This is a genomic window from Arthrobacter sp. BGA-UO-ETr-C19, assembly GCF_059568005.1.
In genome coordinates this window covers 1-26,964 of sequence record NZ_JCAQPC010000005.1, presented here as the reverse complement: position 1 = coordinate 26,964, position 26,964 = coordinate 1, and the positions used below count along the sequence as shown (strand labels likewise).

Here is a 26,964-nt window from a genome sequence, read left to right as displayed (position 1 = left end):
CCGACTGCGGGTCAGAGGGCGAGCATTTCTGTGACTGGTTTTTCGGTTTGGACGGCCTAGCGTGCGGCTGCGCAAGCGAACGTGGCGGGTTCCGTTTATTCGTGTTGGGGTCGTGAGCGGAAGTAGTGGTTGCGGCGGGGTTTTCGGTGGGGGTCGAGTTCTGGTGGGGGTTTGAACCAGGGGACCTCGTTGGTGACTTCGATGGTCCAGTGTTCTTTGTGGATGAGGTGGTGGTGATGGGTGCAGAGCAGGACGCCGTTGCCGGTGCCGGTGGTGCCGCCTTGGGACCAGTAGGTGATGTGGTGGGCTTCGCACCAGGGGGCGGGGATGGTGCAGTCGGGGAACGCGCAGCCCTGGTCACGGGGCATGATGGCTTTGCGGATGTGGGGCGGGAAGACCCGTGAGGCGCGGCCGATGTCCAGGATGCGGCCTTCGCTGCCGAGGACGACGGGGATGATGTCGGCGTCGCAGGCGATTTTGCGGATCGTGGCCGGGTTCACGGGCCCGGTGAACGCGAACAGGGCGGTGCCGTCGCCGGTCCGGCCGGTGTAGCCCGGCCGGGGGCCCTGCGCGCCCTGGAACCAGTGCGCGTTGTGCCGTTGGTGGAGTTCGGCGAGGAGGTCGCGGTAGTTGATGGTGACCAGGATCTGGGGCCGGTGGCCGCCGTTGGCGGGCAGGGTGTCGGTGGTGAGGGCGGTTTGGCAGGCGCCGACGAGCCCGTCGAGTCTCTTTTGGCCCTGTGACCGGTGATCCAGGGGGATCTCCGGCAGGCCCGGGGTGTCCCAGCCGGCAGGGCCGTCCTCAGTATTCCCGTCCCCGTCGCCACAGGTCCCGCCGCGACCTGTCCCGTCATTGTCTGCCCCGGCACTGCTGGTCCTGTCGGTGCTGGTCCCGTCGGTGCTGGTTGGGGTGCCGGGGGCCGGGGTGCGGGGGTTGGTGGCGGTGTTCATGACGGTGGTGAGGGCTTCGAACTGTTCGGCGGTGGCGAAAATTTCCAGGTGCTGCAGTCCGTGTTTGGGGTGGCGGATGAAGGCGCCCTGGATCTGGCGGAGGGCCGGTTCGGAGGGTTCGGTCCCGTCCTGGTCGATGGCCTCGGCCCAGTGTTTGGTGACCCGGGTCAGGAAGTCGCCGTCGCTTTCGACGGCGGTGCGGGTCAGGGCGTGTTCCATCTCGGCGGTGACGCCCGGGGTGGTGAGATGCCGGGCCCGGTCCAGGGCCAGGGTGATGGTGGTCCCGGCGCGGGAGCTGATCCGGGCGGTGCTGAGCGCGGCGGCGAGTTCTTCGTAGCGGGGCGGGAGCTGCTGGCCGCCGAACCCTGCCCTGGGCAGGACGGCGTCGGCCAGGGAGAGGCGGCGGCGGGCTTCGGCGGCGGTGATCCGCAGCCTGGCCTGCAGGAACTCGACAGTGGTGCGGGTCCCGTCATCCCCCGGACCCGGGGCGGCATCAACACCGGGCGTGGGGACGAGGGGTGACGCGGCGGTGGTCAGCGCCGTGGTGCGGGCCCTGTCCACAGCGCCGGCGGCGATCACCTGCAGATGCTCCACGTGGCGGGAGAGCTTCTCGACCCGGTCCGCGAAATCCGCGGCCTGCCCGGAACCCCACAACGCCGTGTCTTCGGCGGTGATCGCGTCCGAGGCCAGCAAAGCAAGGGCGTGGTCCACCGCGTCGGCCTCGGCCGGGAGGACCTGCAAGGCGTTGGCGCCGGCAGTAGCCAACCCGCCGGCACCGGCACCGGGCCGTCCGGCCCGGTCTGCGGTGAATCCCCCAACGGCTTCCATGGACCCATTCTGATCCGGGGGTCTGACATTAATAGCCCCGCCGCTGTCCGACCGGCCGTTAGCCGACCGGCCGTTGGCCGACCGGCCGACCGACGTGCCGCCGTCGGACGGCAACCGATCAGGCCGGCTACCGCCGTCGTTCCCCGAAACGGAAACCAACCCACCGACACCGGGCCGTCCGGCCCGGTCTGCGGTGAATCCCCCAATGGCTTCCATAAATACAGTCTGATCCGAGGGACTGACATTTAAGGACTTTTAGCGCGCCCTGGCAGCGATAGCGGGGCCGACCAGCCCGACGGTGAAGCTAGGCCAGCGTGATGAGGTCCAGGTAGTCTTCGTTCCAGTGGTCCTCGACGCCGTCGGGCAGCAGAACGACGCGCTCGGGATTCAGTGCCTCGACAGCACCCTCATCGTGGCTCACCAGCACAACGGCACCGGAGTAATTCCGGAGTGCACCGAGGATTTCCGCACGGCTGGCGGGGTCCAGGTTGTTGGTGGGCTCATCCAGGAGCAGCACGTTGGCGCTTGAGGCGACGATGGTGGCCAGGGCCAGGCGGGTCTTCTCGCCGCCGGAGAGAACACCGGCAGGTTTGTCGACGTCGTCACCGGAGAACAGGAACGAACCCAGGATGCCGCGGACTTCGGCGTCCTTCATGTCCGGTGCGGAGGAACGCATGTTCTCGAGGACGGTGCGGTTGACGTCGAGCGTCTCGTGTTCCTGGGCGTAGTAACCCACCTTCAGGCCGTGGCCCGGGATGACTTCACCGGTATCGGGCTTGTCCACGCCGGCGAGCATGCGCAGCAGAGTGGTCTTGCCGGCACCGTTGAGGCCCAGGATGACCACCTTGGAACCCCGGTCGATGGCCAGGTCAACGTCGGTGAAGATTTCGAGGGAGCCGTAGGACTTGCTGAGCCCGTCCGCGGTGAGCGGGGTCTTGCCGCAGGGCGACGGGTCGGGAAAGCGGAGGGCTGCCACCCGGTCGTTTTCGCGTACGGCCTCCAGCCCTTTGAGCAGGCGTTCGGCGCGTTTGGCCATGTTCTGCGCGGCGACAGCCTTGGTGGCCTTGGCCCGCATCTTGTTGGCCTGGTCGAACAGGACTTGGGCTTTCTTCTCAGCGTTGGCGCGTTCGCGCTTGCGGGCGCGTTCGTCGGTTTCGCGCTGCTGCAGGTAGCGCTTCCAGTCCATGTTGTAGAAGTCGATCTGGGCACGGTTCGCGTCCAGCAGGAACACCTTGTTGACGGTGGCCTCGAGCAGTTCCGTGTCGTGGCTGATCACGATCAGGCCACCTTGGTGGTTCTTCAGGAAGTCACGCAGCCAGGCGATGGAATCGGCGTCGAGGTGGTTGGTGGGCTCATCGAGGAGCATGGTCTCCGCATCTGAATACAGGATGCGGGCAAGTTCAACACGGCGGCGCTGCCCACCGGACAGGGTTTTGAGGGGCTGGTTCAGCAGGCGGTCCGGGAGGGCGAGGTTCGAGCAGATCGCTGCAGCCTCGGCTTCGGCAGCATAGCCGCCGGCCGCCAGGAACTCCGATTCCAGCCGGTCATAGCGGTTCATCGCCTTCCGCTGGACGGCGGCGTCCTCGCTGGCCATCTCTTCGTGGGCCATACGGAGCTTGCCGACGGCGACGTCCAGGCCGCGAACAGAGAGGATGCGGTCCCGCGCGAGCTGCTCCATGTCCGGGGTGCGGGGATCCTGTGGAAGGTAGCCGATTTCACCCGTGCGGGTGACTTTCCCGGCCGCGGGCAGCCCTTCTCCTGCGAGTACGCGGGTCAGCGTGGTCTTGCCCGCACCGTTGCGGCCGACCAGGCCGATCTTGTCTCCCTTGTCGATCCGGAAGCTCACCTGGTCCATAAGGAGGCGGGCGCCGGCGCGCAGTTCAAGATCCTGGACGGTAATCAAAGCAGGTAAGGCCTTTCACAACAGGGAATGCCGCGGCACGCGGGCTACATGCCGCACGGCGAAAGGTAGGAACGCCGGGGATGCCAGCCGGGAGAACGGCCGGTTCAAGTCTACCGTCCGGCGCCGCCGGGCCAGAACACGCCTTCCCCGCCGAGCAAGAGTGGAATACCGGCGAGGAAGAGCGGAGTATTTGTACCCAGCACCAGACCCCGTGCCGTCCCTCTTGTAGAACAGCAACAAAATGCGGCCGTTCCCGGGCCAGTAACGTCAACACCAGCCGATAATTGTTTGTCCCCCTCCGACAGGACCTCCCATGACCCAGACCCATTCCGCCGGCACCCTGCAGCCGGCAAAGCGCAGTCGCTGTAACGCTACCGACCTCGGACTCATCGCCGTCTTCGCCGCGCTCGTGGCGGCGTCAGCCCTGGTTGCGGCCATCCCGGTGGGCGGCCTCGGCGTCCCCATCACGCTCCAGACGCTCGCCGTCATGCTGACGGGGCTTACCCTCGGCCCCGGCCGGGCCTTCGCCGCCGTCGGGCTGTACACCCTCCTCGGGCTCGCCGGACTCCCCATTTTCAGCGGCGGCCGCAGCGGGCTGGGAATCCTGGCCGGACCGTCGGCCGGCTACATCATCGCGTTTCCCCTCGCCGCCGCGGCGGTGGGATGGCTGGCCGCCGTCGTCATCCGCCGCACGGTGAAGTTCCGTGCCCTGTTCCTGTTCGCCGCCGCGATGGTCACCAGCATTGTGCTGATCCACGGACTGGGCATCGCCGGCATGATGGTTAACGCCAAGCTGGACTTCGCCAAGGCATTCCTGGCCGATCTCCCCTTCTACCCTGGTGACATCATCAAGAACGTCCTCGCCGTCGCGGTGGCCATCGCCCTGCACAAGGCCTTCCCCGACCTGCTCGTCCGCCGGGTCCGGCAGCTCCCCCAGCAGCCCGCCACACAGCAGCCAGCCACGCCGGAAGCCTCCGCTCCGGAAGCCTCCACCCAGCAGTGAGCACCATCTCCCTCAGGAACGCAGGGGTCAGCGTGGCCGTCGACGGCCGCCCTGACCCCAAGGTCCTGCTGCAGGACATCTCGCTGGAGCTCACTGAGGAACGAGTCGGCGTGATCGGGGCCAACGGCTCGGGCAAGTCCACCCTGCTCCGCCTGCTCAACGGCCTCGTGGCCCCCACCGAAGGGACCGTGACCGTCAACGGCGCCGACACGGTCCGGAATGTGCGCGCCGTGCGCCAGCAGGTGGGCTTCGTGTTTACCGATCCCCTCTCCCAGCTGGTCATGCCCACCGGGCGCGAGGACGTGGAGCTGTCCCTGCGGCGTTCGGTGCGGCACGGGAAGGAGCGCCGGGAGCAGGCCACCGCCGCCCTGGACCGGTTCGGGCTCCTGCCGCTGGCGGACCAGAGCATTTACGAGCTCTCCGGCGGGGAGCGGCAGCTCCTCGCCCTGGCGTCCGTGCTGGCGGTGGAGCCGGACGTCCTCGTGCTGGACGAGCCCTCCACGCTCCTGGACCTCAGGAACCGGGAGCTGCTGCGCCGCACCCTCGCCGGCCTGCGCCAGCAGCTCGTCATGTCCACCCATGACCTGGAGCTGGCCCTGGACATGGACCGGGTTCTAGTGGTCGAAGCCGGACGGATAGCGTACGACGGCGGTGCTGCCGCCGCCGTCGAGCATTACCGCTCGCTGTCTGCCCGGAGCCTGTCAGACAGGGACTTCCGGTGAGGGGCCACGGCTTCCTGCTTGCCAACTACGTGCCCGGCACGTCCCTTATCCACCGCATGCCGCTGTGGCTGAAGTTCCTGCTGGTTCTGGCCTGTGGCATGGCCTCGTTCCTGATCGTCGACTGGCGGCTGGCCGCCGGAGCCCTCCTTGTGATGTGCGTGCTGTTCCTGCTCAGCGGCGCCGGGGCCGTGCGCCTCTTCCGCGCGGTGCGGCCGCTGCTGCCCATCCTGCTGGTCCTCGGAGCGTTCCAGTGGTGGCAGCTGGGTGGGCCGGTTGCCGCGCGCATCGTCCTGAACATCCTGCTGTGCGTCGTGGCGGCGTCCCTGCTGACCGCCACCACGCCGCTGCACCGCCTGCTCGACGGCGTGGTTTCCCTCGCCCGCCCGTTCCGGCGCTTCGGCGCGGACCCCGAGCGCTTTGCCCTGACCATCGCCATCATGCTGCGGAGCATTCCCTTTATTGCCGGGGCCTTCGCTGACGTCCGGGATTCGGCGCGTGCCCGCGGACTGGAACGTAACCCGCGGGCACTCGTCCTGCCGGTATTCATCACCACCGTCGCCTATGCCCGCCATACCGGCGAGGCACTGGCAGCCCGCGGGCTGGGTGAACCGGAAGACTGAGCGCGTGCCCCTAGACGGCTTTTAACCCCAACTGGGTCGCAGCACAGGGCGTTCTGAGCGCTCAGAACCCCCACAGCTGCGACCTAGTTGGGTTTACCGCTGGGCCGGCCCCGTTGACTGCCCTTCCTCGAAACGGCAGATCACCACTGCCTGGCGCATGGGACCGCCCCGTTCCTCGAGCTGATCGACGAGCGTTTCAACGCCCATCCGTCCCAGTTCGGTGCTGGGCAGCGTGAGCACGGTCAGCCGGGGATCTGTCGTCGCGGCCCCGTCCGGCGTTGAGCCGATCAGCAGGACCGACATGTCGCCGGGAACGTCGATTCCGTGCTTGTCCAGGCCGTTAATGAAGCCGAACGAGGCGTTGTCGTTCATGAGGATCACTGCCGTCGTGTCCGGGGCAGTCTCGAGGAGCTTTTCGGCGGCGCCCTGACCTGACATAGGCGATTCCTCGCACGAGATGTGGACGGATTCCAGCCCCCGGCGCTCCACTTCCGCGGCAAAGGTCGCCCGGCTCCGCACCACGGGGCCGTAGCCGCTGAGGGCATGTTCGGCCCCGCCGCTGTCAACGAAGCAGAACCTGCGGTGGCCAAGCCCCTCCAGGAAGGAGACGGCCTCGACCATGGAATTCTCAAAGTCGACGTCCACGTACGGCAGTTCCTCCGGATGCCGCGTCCGTCCAATCAGGGCAAACGGCAACGTGGAACGCTGCAGCCGCTCCACCCGGGCATCGTCCAACTGCACTTCCATAAGCAGGACGCCGTCGATGAAGCCGCTGGAGATGAGCTCCTCAACCTGTTCGGCGTCGTTGCTGATGGGCCACAGCACAAGGTTGTAGCCGAGGTCCTTCGCCGTCTGCGTGGCGCTGGTGAAGAACTTCACGGCGGTTTCGCTGAGCCGCCGCTGCAGGGCCGGGTACAGCAGGGCAATGATCCGGGTGCGCTTGCTGGCCAGCGCACGCCCTAGGGCATTCCGGCGGTAGCCAAGTTGCTGCATGGCCTCCTCAACCCTGGCGCGGGTGGCCGGGGCAACCGGCTTGGTGTCGTTGATGACAAACGACACCGTGGCGATCGAGACGTCCGCCAGCCTCGCAACGTCTCTCATGGTGGGCACAGCACGCCTCTTTCAGTTCAGACTCGGGGAACCGGACAGGACTCCAGTAAAGCGGTTAACTTTTTCCTTGACAACCCCTCGACGTGGCATGCAGAGTTGTTCCGACATCCCCCGACACATTGAAGCCGGGCCGGTTTTAGGCCAATGAGTTAACCGCTTAACTGACGATCCGCACGACCTACTTTTCGACAGGAGGACGATGACGTCCACAACAGCAGAGCCCAGGAAGCTGCGGATAGCCCTCATCGGTTACTCGTTCATGGGCTCCATCCACGCCCAGGCCTGGACCACGGCCCCGAGATTCTTCGGCCTCGACGTTCTACCCGTCCTCGCAGCGGTCTGCGGCCGCGACCAGGAAGCAGCCCAATCCTTCGCCAACAGGTTTGGCATCGGCCGGGTCGAGAATGACTGGCGGACCCTCGTGGAGGACCCGGATATCGACGCCGTCGACATCTGCGTTCCCGGGAACCTGCACGCAGAGATTGCCATCGCCGCGCTTCAGGCCGGCAAGCATGTCCTCTGCGAAAAGCCCATCGCCAACACCCTGGCGGAAGCCGAGAAAATGGCTCTCGCTGCGGAGGAGGCGAAGGCCCGGGGCGCCCTGGCGATGGTCGGCTTCAGCTACCGCCGGACACCGGCACTCGCGTACGCACGGGAGCTGGTCCGGGACGGCAGGCTGGGCACCATCCGCCATATCCGTGCCTCGTATCTGCAGGATTGGATCGTGGACGAGGACTTCCCGCTGGTCTGGCGCCTGGAGAAGGACAAAGCCGGGTCGGGTGCGCTCGGCGACATCGGCGCGCACATCATCGACCTTGCGCAGTACGTTACCGGCCACCGTCTGGCGGGGATCAGCGCGCTGACGGAGACGTTCGTGAAGACCAGGCCGCTTGCCGGTTCGTCGTCCGGACTTCAGGCGCTGCCTGGCCTTGGGGCATCATCCGGCCCGGAAGCATCATCCGGCCTGCGAGCGCAGGGCAGCGATAAGGCTGAACGGGGCGCAGTGACCGTGGATGATGCCGCCGTCATCATCGGCCGGACAGCCGAAGGGGCGCTGGCCACGTTCGAGGCCACCCGCTTCGCCACAGGCCGCAAGAACGCCATCAGGCTTGAGGTCAACGGTTCACTCGGTTCCCTGGCCTTCGACTTCGAAGACCTCAATGAGCTCTGGTTCCATGACCACACCGACCCGGCCGAGTCCGCAGGCTTCCGCCGGATCCTCGTCACCGAGCCCAACCACCCCTACGCCGGAGCGTGGTGGCCGCCCGGACACGGGCTCGGCTACGACCACGCCTTCGTCCACCAGGCTGCCGACTTCGCCCGGTGCATCGGCCGCGGCGAGCAGCCGGAGCCATCGTTCGCGGAGGGGCTGCAGATCCAGCGCCTCCTCGACGCAGCAGAAACCAGTGCCGCCAACAACGCCCGGTGGCAGGACGTAACGGCCGGCGCGTAGCCCGCCGTCGTTCCCCCGCCGCAACCAACCAGCGAACCAACCACTACACCAGCCAACCGCGGCGGCCACAGGCCGCCCTGACGATCCCTTGCGCCCGGAACCACCGGAACGAACGAACAAACACCGCAACCACTGAAGCACGGCAAAGGAGCCCCCCATGAAGAAAGCATCACTGACCTGCCTGATGGCCATGGCTGCCATCGCACCCCTCGCCCTCACCGCCTGTGGCGGCGGCAGCGGCCAGGCCGCCGCCAACGAGAAGGTCGACTCGCTCACCGTCCTGGACTACTACAACAACGAACCCGATAAGACCCACATCCAGGGCGCGCTGGACAAGTGCGCCGCGCAGCTGGGCGTGACGCTCAAGCGCGAGACGGTCCCCGGCAAGGACCTCATCCAGAAGGTCCTCCAGCGGTCGTCCTCCCGGACCCTGCCGGATGTGCTGATGCTGGACAACCCCGACGTGCAGGAGATTGCCGCAACCGGGGGCCTGGCCCCGCTGAACGACTTCGGCGTGGACACCTCCGGCTTTGCGCAGGGCATGCTGGACGCCGCCACCTACGAGGGCAAGGTGTATGGCCTGGCCCCCACCGCCAACACGCTGGGCCTGTTCTACAACAAGGAGATGCTCGCCGCTGCCGGCATCCAGCCGCCCAAGACCTGGGATGAGCTGAAGGCAGCGGCGGAAAAGCTGACGACCGGCGACCGCTACGGCCTGGCGTTCTCGGCGATCGCCACCTATGAAGGCAGCTGGCAGTTCCTGCCCTTCATGTGGACCAACGGCGGGGAGGAAACCGAGCTGAAGAGCCCCGAGGTGGCGGAGGCGCTGGGCTTCATTGACGGCCTGGTGTCCTCAGGCTCCGCGTCCAAGAGCGTGGTGAACTGGAGCCAGGCGGACGTGCGGGACCAGTTCGCCGCCGGCAAGGCGGCCATGATGATCAACGGACCGTGGCAGATCCCCTCCCTGGCCAAGACGCCGAACATCAAGTGGGAGGCAGTCCAGGTCCCCGTCAACGCACCGGGGCAGACTCCGGTGGCCCCGCTGGGCGGCGAAGTCTGGACGGTGCCGCAGACCGGCAACAAGGCCAAGCAGGCGAAGTCCGCCGAGCTCGTGCAGTGTATCAGCAGCGACGAGAACCAGCTGGCCCTGGCCAAGGAGCGCTTCACGGTGCCCACCAAGACCGCCCTCGCGGATGAGTATGTGAAGGCCGTTCCGGAAATGGCAGCGTTCACCGAGCAGGTGGCCCACGCGCAGTCCCGGACCGGCAAGCTCGGCAAGGAATGGCCCAAGACGGCGACGGTCATGTACACGGCAATCCAGCTGGCGCTGACCGACCAGGCGTCCCCGCAGGAGGCCTTCACCAAGGCCGAAGCGAAGTAGGCCCGGGATGAGGCAAGCACCCAGCACGCGTTACGGAGAGGAGCCGGAGCCGTGCCGACACTGACAACCACCCCGACGCCGGGAGGCCTCTCCCCCGCCACCGCGGGCACGGCAGAACGGGATGGACGACGGCGGGGCTTCCGCCGGGAGCGCCTGGTCCAGGCACTGTTTCTGGCGCCCGCTGCGCTCTTCCTCCTGCTGTTCTTCGGCTACCCCGTGGTGAAGAACGTGGTGATGAGCCTGCAGGAGTACACCACCCGGACCTTCTTCACCGGAGAAGCGCCCTGGGTTGGCCTGGCGAACTATGCCACCGCCGTCGGGAGCAGCCTTTTCGCCCCGGCGATGCTCAACACGGCACTGTTCACGCTTGGCTCGATCGCCGGCCAGTTTGTCATTGGCCTTACCCTGGCCAGTTTCTTCAAGCGGCGGTTCCCGCTGAGCGGTTTCCTTCGTTCGATGCTGCTGCTGCCGTGGCTGCTGCCGCTGATTGTCTCGAGTGCAACGTGGCGGTCGATCCTCGACCAGGACAGCGGCATCCTCAACGCGTTCCTTCGGAACCTGGGCGTGATCCAGGAACCGGTCCCGTGGCTGACCAGCCCGTCGGTGGCGCTGCTGGCCGTGGTCCTGGTCAACATCTGGGTGGGCATTCCCTTCAACGTGACCCTCCTCTACGGCGGCCTTCAGGAGATCCCCGAGGAGCTGTACGAGGCGGGCGCGGTGGACGGGGCAACCGGCTGGAAGGCGTTCTGGCACATCACCTGGCCCAACCTGCGTCCGGTGGTGAGCGTGGTCCTGGTCCTCGGCGTCGTCTACACGCTCAAGGTCTTGGATATCATCCTGGGCCTGACCAACGGCGGGCCGGCGAACGCCACCCAGACCCTGGCCGTGCGTTCCTACCAGGAGTCGTTCGTCAACGTCCAGTTCGGCGTCGGCGCCGCCTTCAGCAACATCCTGATCCTGATCTCACTGGTGTTCGCGGTGGTCTACCTCCGCATGAACCGCCGTGCGGTCGACGAGTAAGAGGACGACCATGACAACCCTGGATATAACGACGCCGCGCCCGGTGCCCGCCCGGCTGCGGCCGCGGAAGGCCAACCGGCCCAAGCTGGGGCACACCGCCGTCGGACTTCTGCTGCTCGCGGTGATGCTGTTCCCGGTGTACTGGATGGTCAACGCATCCCTGCAGCCATCCGGTAACACCCTCACCGCGGACTTCCTGCCGCTGAACCCCAGCTTCGAGGGCTACGAAAAGGCGATCGCGCAGCAGGGCCCCAACCTGCTGACCAGCCTGGTCATCTCGCTCGGCACAGTGGTGTTCAGCCTGGCCGTCGCGGCCCCCGCCGCGTACATGCTGGCGCAGTTCCGGTTCCGCTGGATCAACGCCGCGCTCCTGGCGATCCTCATCTCGCAGATGATCCCCGGCATCGTGATCGCCAACGCCCTCTACGCTGCCTACAACGACCTCGGCCTGCTCAACTCCATCCCGGGGCTGATCCTGGCCGACTCGACGCACGCCATCCCGTTCGTGATCCTGATTATGCGGGCCTTCATGATGCGGATCCCGCCCAGCATCGTGGAGGCAGCGAGGGTGGACGGCGCCGGCCTGGTCCGGGCGTTCGTGTCAATCGTGCTGCCCATCAGCCGAAACTCCCTCATCACGGCCGGGCTCTTCGCCTTCCTCTTCTCCTGGAGCGACTTCCTGTTCGCCCTGACGCTGACCACCACGGAGGACGTGCGGCCCGTGACGCTGGGCATCTACCAGTACCTGGGCACCCAGGTGTCCAACTGGAGTGCCGTGATGGCGACGGCGGTGCTGTCCTCGCTGCCGGCCATCGTACTGCTGGTCCTGGCGCAGAAGTACATCGCGGCCGGGGCCACCGGCGGCGCCGTCAAATAGCCCATTCTTCTTTCGAACCTAAGGAACCATTCATGACTGAGAACCACACTCCCCTGCGCGTCACCGTATGGGGCGAAAACCGCCACGAACAGCACCAGCCGCACGTGGCCGAGATCTATCCGGACGGCATGCACAACACCATCCGGGAAGGCATTGAGGAGAACCTTGGCCCGCGGGCCGAGGTGGCAACCGTGACCCTCGACGACCCCGAGCACGGCCTCACCGAGGAGCGGCTGCGGAACACGGACGTCCTGGTCTGGTGGGGCCACGCCGCGCACGGAGAGGTGGCGGACGAGGTGGTGGAGCGCGTCCACCGGCACGTGCTGGCCGGCATGGGCCTTGTGGTGCTCCACTCCGGGCACTGGTCGAAGATCTTTGGCAAGCTCATGGGCACCACCTGCACCCTGCGCTGGCGATCGGAACGGGACCGGGAGATTGTCTGGACAGTGGACCCCACGCATCCGATAGCGCAGGGCGTGCCGCACCCGTTCATCATTCCGGAGCAGGAGATGTACGGGGAGCATTTCGACATCCCCGCCCCCGATGAGCTGATCTTCCTGAGCACCTTCTCCGGCGGCGAGGTGTTCCGCAGCGGGTGCACGTTCAAACGGGGCTACGGCAAGATCTTCTTCTTCAGCCCCGGCGACCAGGACTACCCCGTCTACCACCACAAGGACGTGCGCAGGGTCATCGCCAACGGCGTGGAATGGGCCCGCACCGTGCGGCCCGGGCGCACCGACCCGGTCCTGCTGCGGTACGAGACCGAGGCGTTCTACACCGGCCACAGCTACGAGGGGGCGATGGCCAATTGAGCCGCTTCGCTACTTTGCCTGATCCAACGGCTCCCGTCCGCGTGGTCCAGGTGGGGGCCGGCGGCATGGGCCGGGCCTGGCTGCGGCTGCTGGGTGAGTCGGCCGACGTCGAACTGGCCGGCGTCGTGGACCTCAACCCGCAGGCGGCACGGGACGCGCTGGCCGATCTGGGCCTCGGCGATGTGCCGGTGGGGACGAGCCTGACCGAGCTGGCAGACGCCGTCGGGGCGCAGGCGGTGGTGAACGTGACGGTCCCGGCCGCGCACCATCCGGTGAATGTCGAGGCGCACTTCCTCGGGCTGCCCGTGCTGTGCGAGAAGCCAGCGGCGCCGACCGTCGCGGAAGCCCTCTCGCTTGCCGCGGTGGCCGAGGCAACCGGCCAGCTGCTGATGATCAGCCAGTCCCGCCGCTACTTCCGGACGCTCGCTGCCTTCAGGCGGGAGGCTGCACGGCTCGGCGAGATCGGCCTGCTGACCTGCGACTTCTTCAAGGCGCCGCATTTCGGCGGCTTCCGGGAGGAGATGGAGCACGTGCTGCTGGTGGATATGGCCATCCACGCGTTCGACGCCGCGCGGTACCTCCTCGGCCGGAACCCGGTTTCCGTCTACTGCGAGGAGTTCAACCCCGGCTGGAGCTGGTACACCGGGGACGCCGCTGCCACGGCCGTCTTCGAAATGGACGGCGGGACCCGCTTTGTCTACACCGGCAGCTGGTGCGCCGACGGGCTGGAAACCTCGTGGAACGGCAGCTGGCGGATCAACGGAGCCAACGGCACCGCGGCGTGGGACGGCGCTGCGGCGCCGGTCGCACAGCATGTTGCCGGGGACGGCGCTGTTGCCGGGGCTGGGGCCGGGGCGGACGACGGCGGCCGGCCGGGTTCTGCTTTTTCCTCGCCGGATTCTTTGGTTGCGGAGGGCGGGACGCCGGAAGAGATCGCCGGGGCGCTGGCTGAGTTCGTCCGGAGCCTGCGGACGGGTGAGGTTCCCTCGGGCGAAATCCATGCGAATGTCCTGAGCCTGGCGATGGTCGAGGCGGCCGTGAAGTCTTCGCAGACCGCGCAGAAGGTGCTCATCCGGGACGTCCTCGACGACGCGTACCGGCGGGCGCTCGCCGTCGAGCAGGTTCCTGCCGCGAGGGAGGTGTTGGCCTCGTGGGCATCGCCGCTCGAGGCCCTGGAACGGGCTGGCTATTCAGGGCAGGCTGTTTCCACGGCGCAGGGGTAGCCGGTGTGGTGGGAGTCCCTCGTGGAGGGGGTACCAGCAGGGACTCCCACAGCGTTGTAAAACGCTGGTTAGGTGGAAGGGCACCCCATCATCGCCGTCGAAATGGCGGCACCCCCTTACCCCCTTGAACGGAGGCAGCGTGACTGTGACCGACGCTCCGGTGACCACGCGCGAACAGGCAGTAGGACGGCCATTGGCAATTGTCCTTGGCCTGCTGACCATCTTCGGTCCGATTTCCATGGACCTTTACCTGCCTGTCCTGCCGGCCCTGACGGCGGAGCTTGGAAGCTCCACGTCGACGGCGCAGCTGACCATTACGGCATGCCTGCTCGGGCTGGCCATCGGCCAGGTGATTGCGGGTCCGCTGTCGGACCGCTTCGGCCGCCGGCTTCCCCTGCTGCTCGGCGTCGCCGCTTACACGGTTACGTCCGTTCTTTGTGCCGTCAGCCCCACTGTTGAGACGCTGATCGCCGCCCGGTTCGTCCAGGGCCTGGCCGGCGCTGTGGGCATCGTGATTGCGCAGGCGGCCGGGCGCGACGTCTACGAGGGCGCCAAGCTCCTCCGCTACTACGGCCGCCTGACTGTGCTCGGCGGATTGGCGGCGATCGTCGGTCCCGTCATCGGCGGGCAGCTGGCCACGGTCACCGACTGGCGCGGCGTCTTCCTCTTCCTCGCGGCGGTCGGCGTCGCGATCCTCGTGGCCTGCCTGGTGATCTTCAAGGAGACCCTTCCGGCTCAAAGGCGGGCGGCAGGCGGGTTTGCCCATACCCTGCAGGATTTCCGGCGCCTGCTGGCGGACCGAGTGTTCGTCGGCGCCGTGCTGATCACAGGCTTTACGTACTCTGCGATCTTTGCCTACCTCAGCGGCGCCACGTTCATCCTGCAGGGCATCTACGGGCTCTCGCCGCAGGGCTACTCGTTTGCTTTCGGCCTGAACTCCCTGGGGTTCATGATCTTTGGTTTCCTCGGCGGCCGGCTGGCCGAACGGTGGTCGGAGAAGGCGACGCTGGTGATCGGGCTGGCGATGGCCACTGCCGGTTCCCTTGGACTGCTCGTCACCGCGCTCCTGCACCTGCCCCTCATTGCCGTGATCCTGTCCCTCTTCACGATGGTTGGCGGCGTGGCGGCGGCCAGCCCGCCCGCGACATCCCTGGCCCTGAAGGGCTATCCGGACATCGCCGGCACCGCGTCGTCGCTGCTTGGCCTGGCCCGGTTTGCCTTCGGCGGCGTCGCTGCACCGCTGGTGGGTATCGGCGGGGCGGAGAACGCACTTCCGTTTGGCATTGTCACCGTGGTGTCCGTCGCGGCGGCAGTTGCCTGCCTTGGGCTGATCAGGCGCGTCGAGGCTCGTTAGGGGGCGCACGACGGCGGTGTCTGCCTTGGGAGCTTTAATTATCCATGCGTCAGGAGCCGGCCTTCTTTTCCGCCTTCTGACGCGCCCGGTCGAGCGCGCGGTAGACGGTGGAACGGCCAACGGAGAACAGTTCGGCCAGCTCATACATGGTGTGTTCTCCAGCGTCATGCAGCTGGACCAGGAGTGCCTCCTGTTTCGCCGATAGTTTGGGCTGTTTCCCACGGAGGCGGCCCTTGGCTTTGGCGATCTTCATGCCTTCGCGCGTGCGCGCCCGGATGAGATCGCCTTCAAACTCGGCAACCATGGCCAGAACGTTGAACAGCAGCTTGCCTATCGGGTCCGCGGGATCATGCAACGAACCGCCGATGTTCAGCTTCACCCCGCGCGCTGCGAGGTCGTCTGCGATCTGATGCGCGTCCCGGACAGAGCGGGCCAGCCGGTCGAGTTTCGTCACCATCAAGGTGTCGCCGCTTCGGCACGCGGCCAGCGCCTCACGCAGTCCTGGGCGGTTCGTGTTACTGCCGGTGAGGCCATGATCGACATAAATGCGATCAGGTTCGACGCCCATGGCCGCCAACGCATCCCGTTGGACGGTGAGGTCTTGTTCGTCGGTGGAAACCCTTGCGTAGCCAACCTTTATTTCAACCATGAACAGGAGTGTCCGCCATATGGGTAGCAGTGCGCCATATAGCAGCCCGTCACCGGACATATCCCCGGACCGTTCATGCGGAACGGTTGCCTCCGCCAAGACCTAACAGTCCAGATCAGATGGCGGTGCGTCCGGTGAGTGACCGGCTTACGGGACGGCTCTCGCGGTCTATACGGGACGCCTCTAACGGAAGGTCTCGTGCTCATCGCCGGAATCGGCTCGAAGCTGGGACGCAAATGTGCAGTGCTTACGCATTGAGCGCTCAGGATTTGCCGTACCAGTGATAGCGGCTTCCCATGGCCCTTACTGCCGTTTAAAACTATGCTCACGTCATGGACACGGGTGACCTTCAATTGGGTGAGATTCTCATGCCGGCGATTAGAAGCCCATTTCGATTTATTGAGGTGCGATGAGCAGCCTGCCGCGATCGCAGGGAGTCCGGCCCGGCGTCGTCGGATTGATTTTTCTTATAGTGCTTTGCCTCGCCGGGATAGCATTTGTGGTGCCACAACTATTCGCGCGGCCCAACGGTTGGACTGGGGTTCCCTTCCTCATCCTCATGAGCATGGGCGTCGTCTTCTTTGCGCGAGGACTGGCAACGAGAGCGAGGACCCTTGCTGCGGTATCGGACGGCAATTACTCAATACTAAAAACCCTTTCACTGACCGAGGCCTTTGTAAGTCTGCGCGGTTTGTCTCCCCAGGAGGCACTTACCCGCTGCTTTGATGAGATGAGTGAAGCTAATGGCTACCATGGCCGCCTTATGGAAGCCGACAAAGTAAGTGCGACCCTGAAGCGAACTTTTGCTCGGAGCCAAGTTCGATGTTCGGTTTCCGTCGTGGAGGGTGCCCTCAGAATTCAGTTCGAACGGGTCGAGGGCGGTGCTATATGGGCTGATGGGGGAAGGTTCGAGCGTGAAATTGATCGGCTGACCAAGCGTCTTCACTCACGGGCTCAGGGAGTATCTGGGTGAGTAAGGGCCGTAGAGCGTTCGTTAATGGGGTAAATTGCGCATCCTGATAACCCCTATCGAAGAAGCTTTCCCGAGATGCGATGTCGAATCGAGTTCGCTCAGTGTCAGTCGGTCAACCGTGTACCTGGCGGCCGGGAAGCATATTCACGCTGGATGGTTCTGAGCTCGTTGGCGAGTGCCGTGATTCTTGGCGTGGGTGGTTCTGGCGCTTCCTTGCTGTCGCCGAACCATTTCTGGCAGACAGCGGCGACTAGCTCTGGAGTGACGGGTTCGCCTTTGGCGATGAGGCGCGTGAAGTCTTCTATTTCGGGGTCGTATTCATCGGGCGGCGCATCGTCTAAGACTCCGAGAAGGTCATGCGCGTTGACGCACGCGGTTACCTCACGGCGCAGGCGTCGGTACTCCTGAGTTCTGGCATCCATGCGGTCATTCTAAGAGGAATCACACCCGTTAGAGGTTACCCATTCGAAAGGTGGCGGCATTCCAATGCTGGCGCTTTTGAATCCCTAGGTTTCGTGGAATGTGGGGTTGTCCCGGCAAAATGATGCCATGGAAAACCTCCGAGATCTGGTCCGGCCAAGCAAGTCAGACTGGATCAGCTTGCCCAGGCGGAGGTCCGGGTGCCGGATCGTTTTGACCGCATGGCTGACCGGTCTGGTCACCATTGGGTTAGCGTTCGTTCTTGATCGAGGGTGGGAGGAACCGGAGCTCTCGTGGGACGAGTCGCTCCTGCCGGTCAATGTCTTTGCTGCTGCCGCGGCGGCTTGCACGGGCATGTTTGTGCTCTTGGGGTGGGCGCTGGGCAGGGCATGTGCCTTCGGACTGGTAATAGTTCTTGTGGCCTGCGCTTGGCTACATGGCTCTGTCGGGGCTGCGTTTGCTCCTGTCTGGGCAGCAGGCGCTTTGGTCGCCGTTGTTCTAGCTGCTGCAGAAGCCCGGGCCTCGTCGCGGCAGTTGAAATCGGTCAGCCAGCTCGCGACCCGATTGAAAGACGGCTCAACGGTGCGGGTAGGAGCCAACGCGCTGTTGTCTGAACGGCGTGCCCTGACGCCGGGGCGTTGGATGACCGCCGGGCTGGCGACCGTTTCGGTCGTGCTCTGGGGCTGGTTCTCGGCTCAGTGGTCCCTAGCTATGAGCCAAACTCCACCTACGGACGGGAATCCCTTCGATCCCGTCGTTGCCCAGTTTGCCGCGGTGGCGACCGTGCTGACGGTAGTGTCTGCAGGCCGGAATCTCTGGCGGTGGTGGGCGCACCTGAAGGCACGGCGAACCGTATGGATGGTTCCCTGTGCAGGCGGGCCTGTCTGGGCACGTGGACTCGATCCTTTTTACGGCGACGGGATTGACCCGAAAGACAGGGAGGCGCCAGGCTGCTCCTGCCTGGCCGAGGCCCAACGCCGTGACATCGATGGCGAAGAAGATTGGAGCAACGGCACTATTCCGGCCGATGACTACTGCCCGGTGCACGGAATCGATGCGCTCAATTCGCTGGACCACGATACTTTTCGTTCCCTTGCCCGCGCCACCTGGCTATGGGACAAGAGCTCGATGGTGCCGGCCACAGAGTCTGACGATCCTGATACCGCCGCGGGTCTTCTTGCCTTTGCCGGGCACGCATTCGGCGGAATCCCTGTCCGGAGGAGCGGCGATCAGATGGATGCAGCAAGCCCACGGGTCGAAGCGGCCGAAGAGCTGAAAACAACAGACGCCGTAGTCCCGGAGTGGGCCGAGCCGGAGTTCTTGCCTCCCCCCGAGCGCGGAATCCTCGACATCGTGGACCTCACACCCGCCGGCCTGCCCGGAATAGCAACGCGATACGGCCACGGCCGGGCCTGGTACTCCCCTAATCGGACTCCCACAGGCAAAACCACACCGTAGAGGGTTCCCAGGATGCCAATGGACTAGACCTAGAGAATTGTGCCGTGAAGGGTTCCCCTAAAGCGGATCCGCCCTCTACTCCGGACGGATCTGAGCCCAGACTTCCCCGAGCAGCGGGCCGCCAGGCGGCTGCAGTTCATCAAATTTCTTCATAAATGCCCGACGTTCATCGTCGGTGGCCTCGACCTGGTCCATGAACGCAGCAATAGACGATGCGATGTGCTCAGCGGCAGGGGCCTCTTTCTTCAAATCAGCGGAAGCACTCGGATTGGTGGAGGCCCACCCATGTAGTTCCGGAAAGCGTTTCACAATCCTGTCCAGGATGTCGGGTGGTGTTGTGTAGTTCATGGCGAGCGAAGTAAAGATGTCGATATCGTCCGTGTCAGCCAAGATAAGAAAGACTTCACGACTAAGATTCTCGCGTCCGGCTAGGCCGACTTGTCATATACAGAGCCATTTCGCGCGACTTCTTCGTCCGGCCTGTCGAAATCCTCTGAAGGACTAGAATCCCAAGTAAAACCGCGCATCTCACTTACCGCTTTCCTGAAGGGGCTCATTGGGGCAGTCCCAAAGATGGGCCCATGGAGCTAGAACGGCCAGCTTACGTCACCACATGTCCCAGTCATTGTTCCGTTGATGGTCCTAGTCAGCCCAGCGTTCCCAGTAATTATCGGCGGCCTGCAGGAATCGCCGTGGATGCGTTCGCAGTCCGATGATGGGATGGCTGTCCGGCCTGCCTAGATAACCGGAAGCGTTGTTACCCGGGGTGAAGTTGACAGCAAGCAGAAATCCAAGGGCGAGGATGGGTGCGAAGCTCGGCAGCGTGAGGACCAGTCCATGGGTCAGCCCTGGCGCTTGCCGGCGTCGAGTCTGTAGTCGGAAGCCGCCAAGATAGGTGCCCAAAGTGTTTCCGAGGGCATATAGGACCCAATTGGCCATCAGTGCCAAAAGCACCATGGCCACGGCAACAAAGCCCTGGTGCGCTGATATAAGAAAGAACATCGAAAGCGCCGGTCCCCAAACCACGAGCGCATCGACGATAAGCGCGAACAGGAGTGAGGGCCAGTCTACAATTACGGGTTCAGGGGTTTCCACACGGTGATTCTGCCATGCGGCCGTCGCCGTCGCTGTCAATTACCGACAGGATCCCAGCGAAGGCTGAAAATGCTACATGACACCCGTGGAGGTATCCTCTCGTGCCCCAATGGGCGCATCGCCGAGGGGACTATGGACTAGACCTATGGAACTGTGCCATGAAGGGTTCCCCTATAAGCTCGGTCAGCTCCGGTCTAAACCGGGTCTCGTCGTCATTCAAGCTGTTGAAGGGCAACAGACACCAAACGCCTGAGCTCTCGTGCGTCAATGTAGGGCATGCCAGCTCCGGGCGAGTACATCGCGAGCCCCTCCAACAGATCCTCCACGCGCTCATCACCCGTGTACTCGTCGAGGACAACTCCCTCAAGTGTGCGTGCAGCAGCCATTGAATCGTCGCCGTCCATTATCCGAACGGCGGCGCCGCGAAAGCGATCCGAAACTGTCATAGACGCTGGCCCACCTCTCGATAGCTTGGTCCTACAACACTCGTGCCACGGCACCAGACTAACGGCTGTGTATGGATATACCCGCCGAGCTGTGCCGTGAAGGGTTCCACCTCCGGTAGGGCGATGTTGGCCTACTATGACACCACGTCAGATCTTGTTCGCCCTGACGGGGAGCTCGCTGGAGCCCAATGCAGCACGCCGGCCAGAACCAGACCGCATCCCATAACAGCCCCGCCCGCGTAGCTCGGGGGCCAGGCCCACTCGTTTGACGGCTGGGCCACTGCCACTGCTATGACGGCGAAGGAGAGAACAAGTTCTGCTGCGGCTTGGATGGTTCGTGCCCTATAGTCGGGGTTCGCTAGGCCCGTCAGGGGTATGAGGGGAAAGAAGAATGCGCTGAAGTTTGGGTAGATGGTGGCGACAGCAAAGATCGCCGACGCTGCGGCCAACAGCAAGAGGAATATCAGAGGCCGCATAACCCGCTGCCGCTGCGTGTAACTGCCCCAGTCATGGCAAATGATGGCCCATGCTGGGAGGCCCAAGAGCCAAAGCCCGCCCCAATAGCCAGTGCCCAGCGCCCACAGAATCCCCATAATGAAACCGGGTCCAACAAATCCCACGATCTGCGCGCCGTGCAGCGCTCTCCAATTGGGCCCGAGCATACACAGCCCCACCAGGACATACGTCGCTGCATATCCGAGAACCAACTCAACGGTCGGTCCCCGGGAAATCTCGGTCAGGAGCAGCATAAGGCCAATCACCATTACAGACACCGCAGCAGCGATCCAAGGCCTTCTGCCGCTAGGTGTAGCGATCAGACCGCGCTGCAAATCATCCCCCAGTTGTTGCATCCTTCGAGTATTCCATCGGCCAGTGCTCGAATGTCCGCTCACGGTTCTCTCAGGAAAATGGACTAGACCTAACGACTTGTGCCGTGAGGGGTTCCTCTGCCGTGCGTCCCCGTTAGCTGCGGGATCGGCAATGCGCGATCCGGGCGGGTTATTTCGAAGCGCCCTCTAGCGCCCGGTAATGAGGCCGTAAATGGTGAATCCGGCCCCAAGGAGAATCCAGGAAGCGGCGATCAAACGTACTCGTGGGATCTCGCGTTGCGTCCGCCACGCTACGTCCACGCTTGAGGAGAACCATGTCCGTATGATCGCGGCGCTCCTTGCCAGAGGCCGCGATATTGCCACGACGAACAGCCCTGCGCCAACCAGAACCAAACCGAACAACGTCGCTGGTGTCATTCTGCATCTCCTGACTTTTCAGAGCTGCCTCCGTGGGCACCAGCGTAGCCCTCTATCTGACGGACTATGACGGCATCGCCGCAAGCGGTCAACTCGGCTAGTCCCCTGCTCCGTTCAGCGTTCCCCGCAAGGGCCGAGGAGCCGCCAACTCGCGAGGCTGAAGGATCGGCCTGAACCGGGTAGGGTCTGGGGCCTCTGATCCGTAAACTCCCCGTGGTTCCTCAGGAACACAAGAGCGATACTTTAGGCATGAGGAGGCGCGGAATTGCCAGAGGCGCGTTAATTGGCGGCCTCGCCGTTGTGCTTGCTGGCTGCACCCCGACCGTTCAACCAGGCGACCGTACCACCGGCACGGTCGAGGCGTCGAAGTCCTCCATCGCGGGAACGGAACTTATGGGGCAGGGAACAGTGCTTCAAAGGCGACCCGCAGAGCCCGAATTCTGCTTGGGCTACATCGCGACGTCTGATCCTCCCATGTGTAGGGGTCCAGTCATTGACGGCTGGAACTGGGACTCGGTCACCGGATCGACGACCGTTGGGACGGTCACGCATGGCGATTACCTGCTGCAGGGAAAGTGGGACGGCAAAACGTTCACACTCGGGCAAACACCTCCACGGCCGCTCGGACGCAATGAATATGTCCTCCGCGGGCCAAGCGACCCCCGCCGGGACGCAGCGCATCGAGGTGCTGGCACAGCGGATCAGCTGAGGAAGATCCAAAATGAACTGTTGAACTCCGCCGAGCCGACAATGCTTTCTGCACTGGCCGAAAACGGCTACGTCTTTTTGAAGGTCATTTACGACGACGGGAGCATCCAGAAAAAGATGGACCGGCGCTATGGCGAGAAAATTGTCGCCGTGGAATCCGCGCTTCTACCCGTCCCCTAACACGTCGTTTCACCGGTTTCACAGCAAGGACAGGCCGTTCGCTGCCGGACTTTCCCGCAGCGGGTTCGCCAAGGAGACTTGGGGTGAGCATCACGGTCACTCCTCCTACACCGTGTTTCCCCACTATTCGACGTCCGTCGACCGGGCCGTTGAGCTGAACGTAACCGACGAGGGTCACTTTCTGCGCGGTGCATGGGCTACCGGACGATGGGCCGGGACCCCGATAACGATTTCCGTCGGCTTCTCCTGAAGGTGCACCACATGCGGCACTAAACATCCGACCGATCCGGCTGAGAGGTAGATGCGGTTTTTTTCGTTGTCGATCCTCACCAGAGTCCATGGAACTCTCTCACCCGTAGCCTGCGAGCTGTCCGTTGGAAGTCGATTCGAAAGTGGAGTAATGGCATGGATAGGTGGGCTCGTCTTAGCCGGCGGTGCTGCAGGTGGAGTAACGGATGCTTGAAATGGAAGTTCTTTCCCCTGCTGAAAGGGCAGGACTCCTTGAGCGGGCGTAAGGGTGAACCACTCAGTGCCCTGCTGGGTGGCGAAAATGATGATTCGCTGATCCGTAGCGAGTGGGTCGCCGTCCGGGTAGGACTCGCCACCAGTACACGTCTGGGGTGTGGAGGAGACGCGAAGCCTTCCGGCACCAGGGTTGCCCTTAACTACACGTTCGACTTCTATCCGGTGGGTCGTGGCCCTGTAACCGTAGAGGCTGGTTTCACTGTCCTCGCCGACAGACCTACCGATCAGGACCATGCCGGCTTGGTCGTATTGGTCTTGAGGGGATTGCAACCGGACCCAGTCGACGCACGTCTCGGCGCCGCTGCCTGGACCGGTGCCGCACCCGGATCCAAGTACAACCACCAAGAGCCCAGCCAGCGCCAGCGATATATATTTCCCCATGCCACGAAGCTACGCGCAGTCGAAAACGTGCACTACTGACTCCCTCCAGTTGGAACTGAAACGAGACAGACACGGCTTGAGTGAATCTCCACTCGTTACGCAACGCTTGAATGTGCCGTTCAGCGTTCCCGAAGGAAATGGACTACCCCTAGCCTTTGCATCAGCCCTTAGTTCCGCCGGCGCTGCCACCTCCAGGCACACCCTTTTGTGGAACTATTCCCAGGAATTCTTGATGTCCTGAAGTGTCGTCCGCTCCCATGGCATCGTGAACTCCGTCGCAATCCCCCACTGGAGGTCGATGGTTGCCTGGCCGAAAAGTGCCGTATCGTCTTTGTGCTGGAAGCGCAGATGCGCATCCCCTCCGGACACTTCTGCGTCGATGACCCTCCAGTTGTCCATCTGTCCACCCCAAATGGGGAGGGAAAGGGGGAAAAACAGGAGCATTTCCGGTGGTATCCAGTCATCACGCTCTCTGGGTACAGTCTCAACGGCTCCGTCGCTGTGGCTGATGGTCCACCCGCTTTCTGGGTGAAATGCGGACGCCCCATTTTCGTCAGTTAGGGACCAGATTCGGTCGTTGAAATTTATATGCGCCTTTGCCACACTGCGACGGACTCCGCTGCGGGTGGTCTCCACGGTCGCCACCACGGCAGGACGGGTGCGAGCGTCACGAACGGCGGAAATAATGGCAAGCATCGCTCCAAAGGAATTCTGATCGTTCATGACATCCTCAATGACAGTGGGCACCCGCTTGGTGCTGTCCTGAATAGACTAGCGGCCGCAGGACTGCGCCTTGGTTTGACTTCACGTTCACTCTGGGCACTGCCATTGAGGGGGACATTTAGCGCTTGCGAAAAGACCGCCATTTATCGCTGCGATTCACAGGGACAACACTCACAGGAAAGTGCAGGCCAGGACAATCGCAATTTCTCGGGCGTAGTCCTGCCCCATGCTGAGAACTTCGTGTTCTCCGTCGGATACCTCGACCCATCCAATGGGGGTGCTGGGGCTCGGTGATTCGACTAGCCCGGCTTCCCCTTTGGAGTAGACCAAGTCAACTGGCCCAGTTGAGGTTCCTCTCAGGAGGCCCCGTGTGAGTCAGGCCGTTCCTAGTACATCGACCAAACGCTGGAAGTGAACCTGGGCAATCCTCGTAGCAACGGAGTCAATCGAAGGCTCACCCATGTGCTTGACCCACTCACCTCGTACAAATGAAGTGTCCAAGCGCCCATCTGCTGCAAACTTTTCTTCCACAGCGTCAACGAAGTCGTGTAAATGATCTGAAAAATTTAGGTACATCTCGTTGACCTTGGCCGTGGACACTACCGCCTCATCAAGGAACTTAGGGTGAACGGCACAATTGGCAATCGCTTCGAGTTCGAACGAAATCGCCGCTGCTCTAGGCTCCTTGCCAAACCATTTCAAGGTGTCTTTGCCTTTCCTCGGGCTACGACCCACACTTTCTCACGTCCGGACATGTTCGGGACAGGTGGAGGGCCGTGTGGCTAGGGAAGCAGGCCTAAGACGCGAGTGTCCGGGCCCGGCTTCCCGAAGGAAAAAGGACTAGACCTAGCGACTTGTGCCGTGAGGGGTTCGCCAAACGTCCAAGATTCAATTCCTCCCGCCCGGGCATCAGGGCGGGCTAGGATCAAGAAATGGCAGTTGAGATAAGGAATCCCACGCCGCTCGGGAAGTGGGAAAAGGCACTCTCACGTTCATACTGGTGGGTTCTCATCGTTGGCATCTTGGTCTCCAGCATCCTCCGTGAACCTCTCGGTTTCTGGCCCTCACTTGCAGTCACTGTCGCCGTCATCGCTGCCTTTGCACTCATAGTCGCGCGACTGGCAACGGCAGAGCGAGAGGCCCGTCTCGCCCGGGACGTTGAGCGCGGACTCATCGAATGCGCCATCCGCCACCCCAAGGCTCTCCCCGGTTCACTGAGCAGCAGGTGGGAACAGGGACTCGCCGAGGTGACCAACGGAATTATCAAATTCCGGCCTCTGTTTGGCGAGATGGGATCCCCCGCAGGGCATGTGCGGGAGTTCAGCGAGCTGTCTTCCTACAGATTGCTCGACCTTCCCGCGAAAAGGCCGGCCGAGCTCAAGCGGTCCTGGAAAATCGCGGCAATTGACACAAACAAGGGAGAGCTGGAAGTAGCCACCGGAGACGCAGGTCAGAGCCTGCTCGCTCGCCATACCGACCGCAAGACTGATCCCTTCTGAGACCGTCTCCACAAAAGAGCATTTTTGGACTAGACCAAGGAAGCTGGTCCGGTTGAGGTTCCCCAGACACAGCAGAACCTCATTTCGCGCCCGTGGAGCACCTGTTCGGAGGCCCCGGCCGCAGGTACTCTTCGTTTACACGGATCGCGGTAAAACGGCATGAATTGGTGGATACTGCTTTTACGTCTCTTCGGGGATAGGCAGGATGAAATGGGCACTGTAAAGGTGATGGCCGCAGTGGCGGTCCTCGCAGCTGTGCTGGCCGGCTGCGCGGCAGCCGACACAGTCCCGCCGGTAGCAGAGAGCACCAAAACGGAAATTACAGACACCACGAACATGCCTCCAACGGCGCCGCCCGGAGTCTCCGCAGCAATCGAGAGCGTAAAGGCCAGCGCCAAAAAGCGGGGCATCCTTCCCAATAATGTCTGGTATGAGGCTGTGCCTAACGCCGTGATCGCCATCATTCCTCCATCACCTGACGCCGACGTTCAGGGTTTCAAAGCTGATGTGGCAGCCATTTCGGCTGCGGCCGACGGGTTTACCGTCGGCATCCGCAACGCCCTTCGCAGCATTGAGCAAGCAAAAGCGATTCAGCGCCGCGTGGACGCCGACACCGAACACTTGCGCTCGAAGGGAATCAACATAACGGCCACCGGCATAACCACGAACGGAGACATCGTCCTGGTCGACGTTGTCGGGGCAAGGGACATTGAGGCCATAAAGCGGCAGCTTATCGACCGCTATGGACCTGGCATCGACGCACAAACTGCGGCCGGGGTAGCCTCCTACTAAGCCTCATAGGCCCGACGAGGACGCCGGCACAGAGTCTCAAACTCGGTCGCGCGGCAGATCACGGCTAAACCTACGGAACGACACCGCTAGGGGTTCCCGGAAGGAAGCGCCGCGAATCTTCAACGACGATCCTCCTATAGGCGTCAAATTGGGAGATGCGGCTTTCAATGGCGCAGGAGCAGGTTCAGGCCAGCGAACAGCAGACCGATCCCGAGGAGCCCAAACATCACCCCTATCGCCAGCCAGGTCCCCTCCGTGATCGCTTCAGCCGCTTGGCGGCCTCGCCGTCCAGCGAACATATCCATCCATTGCCGATGTCCCTTTGAGACGGCAGCCCGAAATACGGCTATCGCCAAGCCGAAGAGCAGGAATAACGCCCCAATTAAGGTGAAACCTAGTCCCGGCAAGGCCACTACGGACTCCTACTCATCAGCTGGCTGATTCCCTGCTCAAAGGAATAGAGGCCAGATGAATGTACCCCTCAACTCGGCAGGGACTGTAAGAAAAACGGTGTGTGAGGGTCCGGCCTGATCCGAAAGGAGACGGCCGTGTCAGAGTCCACGACCGAGATGACAGGGGTGATGATCGATCCTGTGACGGGAGAGATCATCG

The 26,964-nt window shown here is 63.6% G+C and carries 24 protein-coding genes; 14 read left to right on the top strand and 10 right to left on the bottom strand.

What is annotated here, in order from left to right; all coding sequences use genetic code 11:
- Positions 1-95: 95 nt before the first annotated feature.
- A complete protein-coding gene (locus AC57BR_RS00500) occupies positions 96-1,778 on the bottom strand; it encodes a DUF222 domain-containing protein (protein WP_496357839.1) in 1,683 nt (560 codons plus the stop codon).
- A 304-nt stretch (positions 1,779-2,082) separates the two neighbouring features.
- Positions 2,083-3,681, bottom strand: a complete 1,599-nt coding sequence (locus AC57BR_RS00495) for an ABC-F family ATP-binding cassette domain-containing protein (protein WP_496357838.1) — start codon at positions 3,679-3,681, stop codon at positions 2,083-2,085.
- A 313-nt stretch (positions 3,682-3,994) separates the two neighbouring features.
- Here AC57BR_RS00495 and AC57BR_RS00490 point away from each other — a divergent pair, with 313 nt between their 5' ends.
- The 3 genes from AC57BR_RS00490 to AC57BR_RS00480 are packed head-to-tail and all read left to right on the top strand — an operon-like array spanning position 3,995 to position 6,026.
- Positions 3,995-4,684: a biotin transporter BioY gene (locus AC57BR_RS00490; protein WP_496357837.1), complete on the top strand. Its 690-nt coding sequence runs from the start codon at positions 3,995-3,997 to the stop codon at positions 4,682-4,684.
- Positions 4,681-5,406 carry an energy-coupling factor ABC transporter ATP-binding protein gene (locus AC57BR_RS00485; RefSeq protein WP_496357836.1) on the top strand — a complete coding sequence of 242 codons (726 nt, stop codon included), beginning with the start codon at positions 4,681-4,683 and terminating at the stop codon, positions 5,404-5,406. Before AC57BR_RS00490 ends, AC57BR_RS00485 begins: the two co-directional genes overlap by 4 nt.
- Positions 5,403-6,026: an energy-coupling factor transporter transmembrane component T family protein gene (locus tag AC57BR_RS00480; RefSeq protein ID WP_496357835.1), complete on the top strand. Its 624-nt coding sequence runs from the start codon at positions 5,403-5,405 to the stop codon at positions 6,024-6,026. The genes AC57BR_RS00485 and AC57BR_RS00480 overlap by 4 nt, the downstream gene beginning before the upstream one ends.
- 93 nt (positions 6,027-6,119) lie before the next feature.
- Here AC57BR_RS00480 and AC57BR_RS00475 read toward each other — a convergent pair whose 3' ends face one another.
- The gene (locus tag AC57BR_RS00475; RefSeq protein ID WP_496357931.1) at positions 6,120-7,127 is read right to left on the bottom strand and encodes a LacI family DNA-binding transcriptional regulator; all 1,008 of its coding nucleotides are present in this window, start codon (positions 7,125-7,127) and stop codon (positions 6,120-6,122) included.
- Positions 7,128-7,335: 208 nt separating this feature from the next.
- On the opposite strand from AC57BR_RS00475, the gene AC57BR_RS00470 reads away from it, so the two are divergent.
- The 7 genes from AC57BR_RS00470 to AC57BR_RS00440 all read left to right on the top strand — a co-directional run bounded on the left by AC57BR_RS00470 (position 7,336) and on the right by AC57BR_RS00440 (position 15,256).
- Positions 7,336-8,589 carry a Gfo/Idh/MocA family protein gene (locus AC57BR_RS00470; protein WP_496357834.1) on the top strand — a complete coding sequence of 418 codons (1,254 nt, stop codon included), beginning with the start codon at positions 7,336-7,338 and terminating at the stop codon, positions 8,587-8,589.
- Positions 8,590-8,746: 157 nt separating this feature from the next.
- Positions 8,747-9,970, top strand: coding sequence for a sugar ABC transporter substrate-binding protein (locus tag AC57BR_RS00465; RefSeq protein WP_496357833.1), 1,224 nt, complete (start codon positions 8,747-8,749; stop codon positions 9,968-9,970).
- Between the two features lie 60 nt (positions 9,971-10,030).
- The gene (locus AC57BR_RS00460) at positions 10,031-10,990 is read left to right on the top strand and encodes a carbohydrate ABC transporter permease (RefSeq protein ID WP_496357930.1); all 960 of its coding nucleotides are present in this window, start codon (positions 10,031-10,033) and stop codon (positions 10,988-10,990) included.
- A 10-nt stretch (positions 10,991-11,000) separates the two neighbouring features.
- Positions 11,001-11,867: a carbohydrate ABC transporter permease gene (locus AC57BR_RS00455; RefSeq protein WP_496357832.1), complete on the top strand. Its 867-nt coding sequence runs from the start codon at positions 11,001-11,003 to the stop codon at positions 11,865-11,867.
- A gap of 32 nt (positions 11,868-11,899) precedes the next feature.
- Positions 11,900-12,679 carry a ThuA domain-containing protein gene (locus AC57BR_RS00450; protein WP_496357831.1) on the top strand — a complete coding sequence of 260 codons (780 nt, stop codon included), beginning with the start codon at positions 11,900-11,902 and terminating at the stop codon, positions 12,677-12,679.
- A gap of 14 nt (positions 12,680-12,693) precedes the next feature.
- Positions 12,694-13,902: a Gfo/Idh/MocA family protein gene (locus AC57BR_RS00445; protein WP_496357830.1), complete on the top strand. Its 1,209-nt coding sequence runs from the start codon at positions 12,694-12,696 to the stop codon at positions 13,900-13,902.
- Between the two features lie 145 nt (positions 13,903-14,047).
- The gene (locus AC57BR_RS00440; RefSeq protein WP_496357929.1) at positions 14,048-15,256 is read left to right on the top strand and encodes a multidrug effflux MFS transporter; all 1,209 of its coding nucleotides are present in this window, start codon (positions 14,048-14,050) and stop codon (positions 15,254-15,256) included.
- A gap of 49 nt (positions 15,257-15,305) precedes the next feature.
- Here AC57BR_RS00440 and AC57BR_RS00435 read toward each other — a convergent pair whose 3' ends face one another.
- Complete coding sequence (locus AC57BR_RS00435; protein ID WP_496357829.1) at positions 15,306-15,905, bottom strand: recombinase family protein; 600 nt, start codon at positions 15,903-15,905, stop codon at positions 15,306-15,308.
- A gap of 1,077 nt (positions 15,906-16,982) precedes the next feature.
- Positions 16,983-17,300 (bottom strand): hypothetical protein, encoded by a 318-nt coding sequence (locus AC57BR_RS00430; RefSeq protein ID WP_496357828.1) that lies wholly within the window; start codon positions 17,298-17,300, stop codon positions 16,983-16,985.
- A 127-nt stretch (positions 17,301-17,427) separates the two neighbouring features.
- Between AC57BR_RS00430 and AC57BR_RS00425 the strand changes: the two genes are divergently transcribed.
- Entirely contained in the window at positions 17,428-18,756 is a 1,329-nt protein-coding gene (locus tag AC57BR_RS00425) for a hypothetical protein (protein ID WP_496357827.1), read from the top strand.
- Positions 18,757-18,831: 75 nt separating this feature from the next.
- On the opposite strand, the gene AC57BR_RS00420 is transcribed toward AC57BR_RS00425, so the two are convergent.
- The 3 genes from AC57BR_RS00420 to AC57BR_RS00410 all read right to left on the bottom strand — a co-directional run bounded on the left by AC57BR_RS00420 (position 18,832) and on the right by AC57BR_RS00410 (position 20,297).
- On the bottom strand, positions 18,832-19,146 hold the full coding sequence (locus tag AC57BR_RS00420; protein WP_496357826.1) for a hypothetical protein: 315 nt from the start codon (positions 19,144-19,146) through the stop codon (positions 18,832-18,834).
- A gap of 252 nt (positions 19,147-19,398) precedes the next feature.
- Complete coding sequence (locus AC57BR_RS00415) at positions 19,399-19,851, bottom strand: hypothetical protein (protein ID WP_496357825.1); 453 nt, start codon at positions 19,849-19,851, stop codon at positions 19,399-19,401.
- A 212-nt stretch (positions 19,852-20,063) separates the two neighbouring features.
- Positions 20,064-20,297 carry a hypothetical protein gene (locus tag AC57BR_RS00410; RefSeq protein ID WP_496357824.1) on the bottom strand — a complete coding sequence of 78 codons (234 nt, stop codon included), beginning with the start codon at positions 20,295-20,297 and terminating at the stop codon, positions 20,064-20,066.
- A gap of 1,496 nt (positions 20,298-21,793) precedes the next feature.
- Between AC57BR_RS00410 and AC57BR_RS00405 the strand changes: the two genes are divergently transcribed.
- Complete coding sequence (locus tag AC57BR_RS00405) at positions 21,794-22,432, top strand: hypothetical protein (RefSeq protein ID WP_496357823.1); 639 nt, start codon at positions 21,794-21,796, stop codon at positions 22,430-22,432.
- Positions 22,433-23,551: 1,119 nt separating this feature from the next.
- On the opposite strand, the gene AC57BR_RS00400 is transcribed toward AC57BR_RS00405, so the two are convergent.
- A complete protein-coding gene (locus tag AC57BR_RS00400) occupies positions 23,552-24,061 on the bottom strand; it encodes a hypothetical protein (RefSeq protein ID WP_496357822.1) in 510 nt (169 codons plus the stop codon).
- Positions 24,062-24,436: 375 nt separating this feature from the next.
- The gene (locus AC57BR_RS00395; RefSeq protein WP_496357821.1) at positions 24,437-24,763 is read right to left on the bottom strand and encodes a hypothetical protein; all 327 of its coding nucleotides are present in this window, start codon (positions 24,761-24,763) and stop codon (positions 24,437-24,439) included.
- A 230-nt stretch (positions 24,764-24,993) separates the two neighbouring features.
- Here AC57BR_RS00395 and AC57BR_RS00390 point away from each other — a divergent pair, with 230 nt between their 5' ends.
- Positions 24,994-25,560 (top strand): hypothetical protein, encoded by a 567-nt coding sequence (locus AC57BR_RS00390; RefSeq protein WP_496357820.1) that lies wholly within the window; start codon positions 24,994-24,996, stop codon positions 25,558-25,560.
- A gap of 210 nt (positions 25,561-25,770) precedes the next feature.
- Positions 25,771-26,352, top strand: coding sequence for a hypothetical protein (locus AC57BR_RS00385; protein ID WP_496357819.1), 582 nt, complete (start codon positions 25,771-25,773; stop codon positions 26,350-26,352).
- Positions 26,353-26,964: the final 612 nt, after the last annotated feature.

Excerpts from the sequence above, each read along its gene's own strand:
- AC57BR_RS00500 (WP_496357839.1), bottom strand. The coding sequence starts at position 1,778 with ATGGAAGCCGTTGGGGGATTCACCGCAGACCGGGCCGGACGGCCCGGT.
- AC57BR_RS00490 (WP_496357837.1), top strand. The coding sequence starts at position 3,995 with ATGACCCAGACCCATTCCGCCGGCACCCTGCAGCCGGCAAAGCGCAGT.
- AC57BR_RS00475 (WP_496357931.1), bottom strand. The coding sequence starts at position 7,127 with ATGAGAGACGTTGCGAGGCTGGCGGACGTCTCGATCGCCACGGTGTCG.
- AC57BR_RS00470 (WP_496357834.1), top strand. The coding sequence starts at position 7,336 with ATGACGTCCACAACAGCAGAGCCCAGGAAGCTGCGGATAGCCCTCATC.
- AC57BR_RS00465 (WP_496357833.1), top strand. The coding sequence starts at position 8,747 with ATGAAGAAAGCATCACTGACCTGCCTGATGGCCATGGCTGCCATCGCA.
- AC57BR_RS00455 (WP_496357832.1), top strand. The coding sequence starts at position 11,001 with ATGACAACCCTGGATATAACGACGCCGCGCCCGGTGCCCGCCCGGCTG.
- AC57BR_RS00450 (WP_496357831.1), top strand. The coding sequence starts at position 11,900 with ATGACTGAGAACCACACTCCCCTGCGCGTCACCGTATGGGGCGAAAAC.
- AC57BR_RS00435 (WP_496357829.1), bottom strand. The coding sequence starts at position 15,905 with ATGGTTGAAATAAAGGTTGGCTACGCAAGGGTTTCCACCGACGAACAA.
- AC57BR_RS00430 (WP_496357828.1), bottom strand. The coding sequence starts at position 17,300 with ATGGATGCCAGAACTCAGGAGTACCGACGCCTGCGCCGTGAGGTAACC.
- AC57BR_RS00425 (WP_496357827.1), top strand. The coding sequence starts at position 17,428 with ATGGAAAACCTCCGAGATCTGGTCCGGCCAAGCAAGTCAGACTGGATC.
- AC57BR_RS00410 (WP_496357824.1), bottom strand. The coding sequence starts at position 20,297 with ATGACAGTTTCGGATCGCTTTCGCGGCGCCGCCGTTCGGATAATGGAC.
- AC57BR_RS00405 (WP_496357823.1), top strand. The coding sequence starts at position 21,794 with ATGAGGAGGCGCGGAATTGCCAGAGGCGCGTTAATTGGCGGCCTCGCC.
- AC57BR_RS00400 (WP_496357822.1), bottom strand. The coding sequence starts at position 24,061 with ATGAACGATCAGAATTCCTTTGGAGCGATGCTTGCCATTATTTCCGCC.
- AC57BR_RS00390 (WP_496357820.1), top strand. The coding sequence starts at position 24,994 with ATGGCAGTTGAGATAAGGAATCCCACGCCGCTCGGGAAGTGGGAAAAG.
- AC57BR_RS00385 (WP_496357819.1), top strand. The coding sequence starts at position 25,771 with ATGGGCACTGTAAAGGTGATGGCCGCAGTGGCGGTCCTCGCAGCTGTG.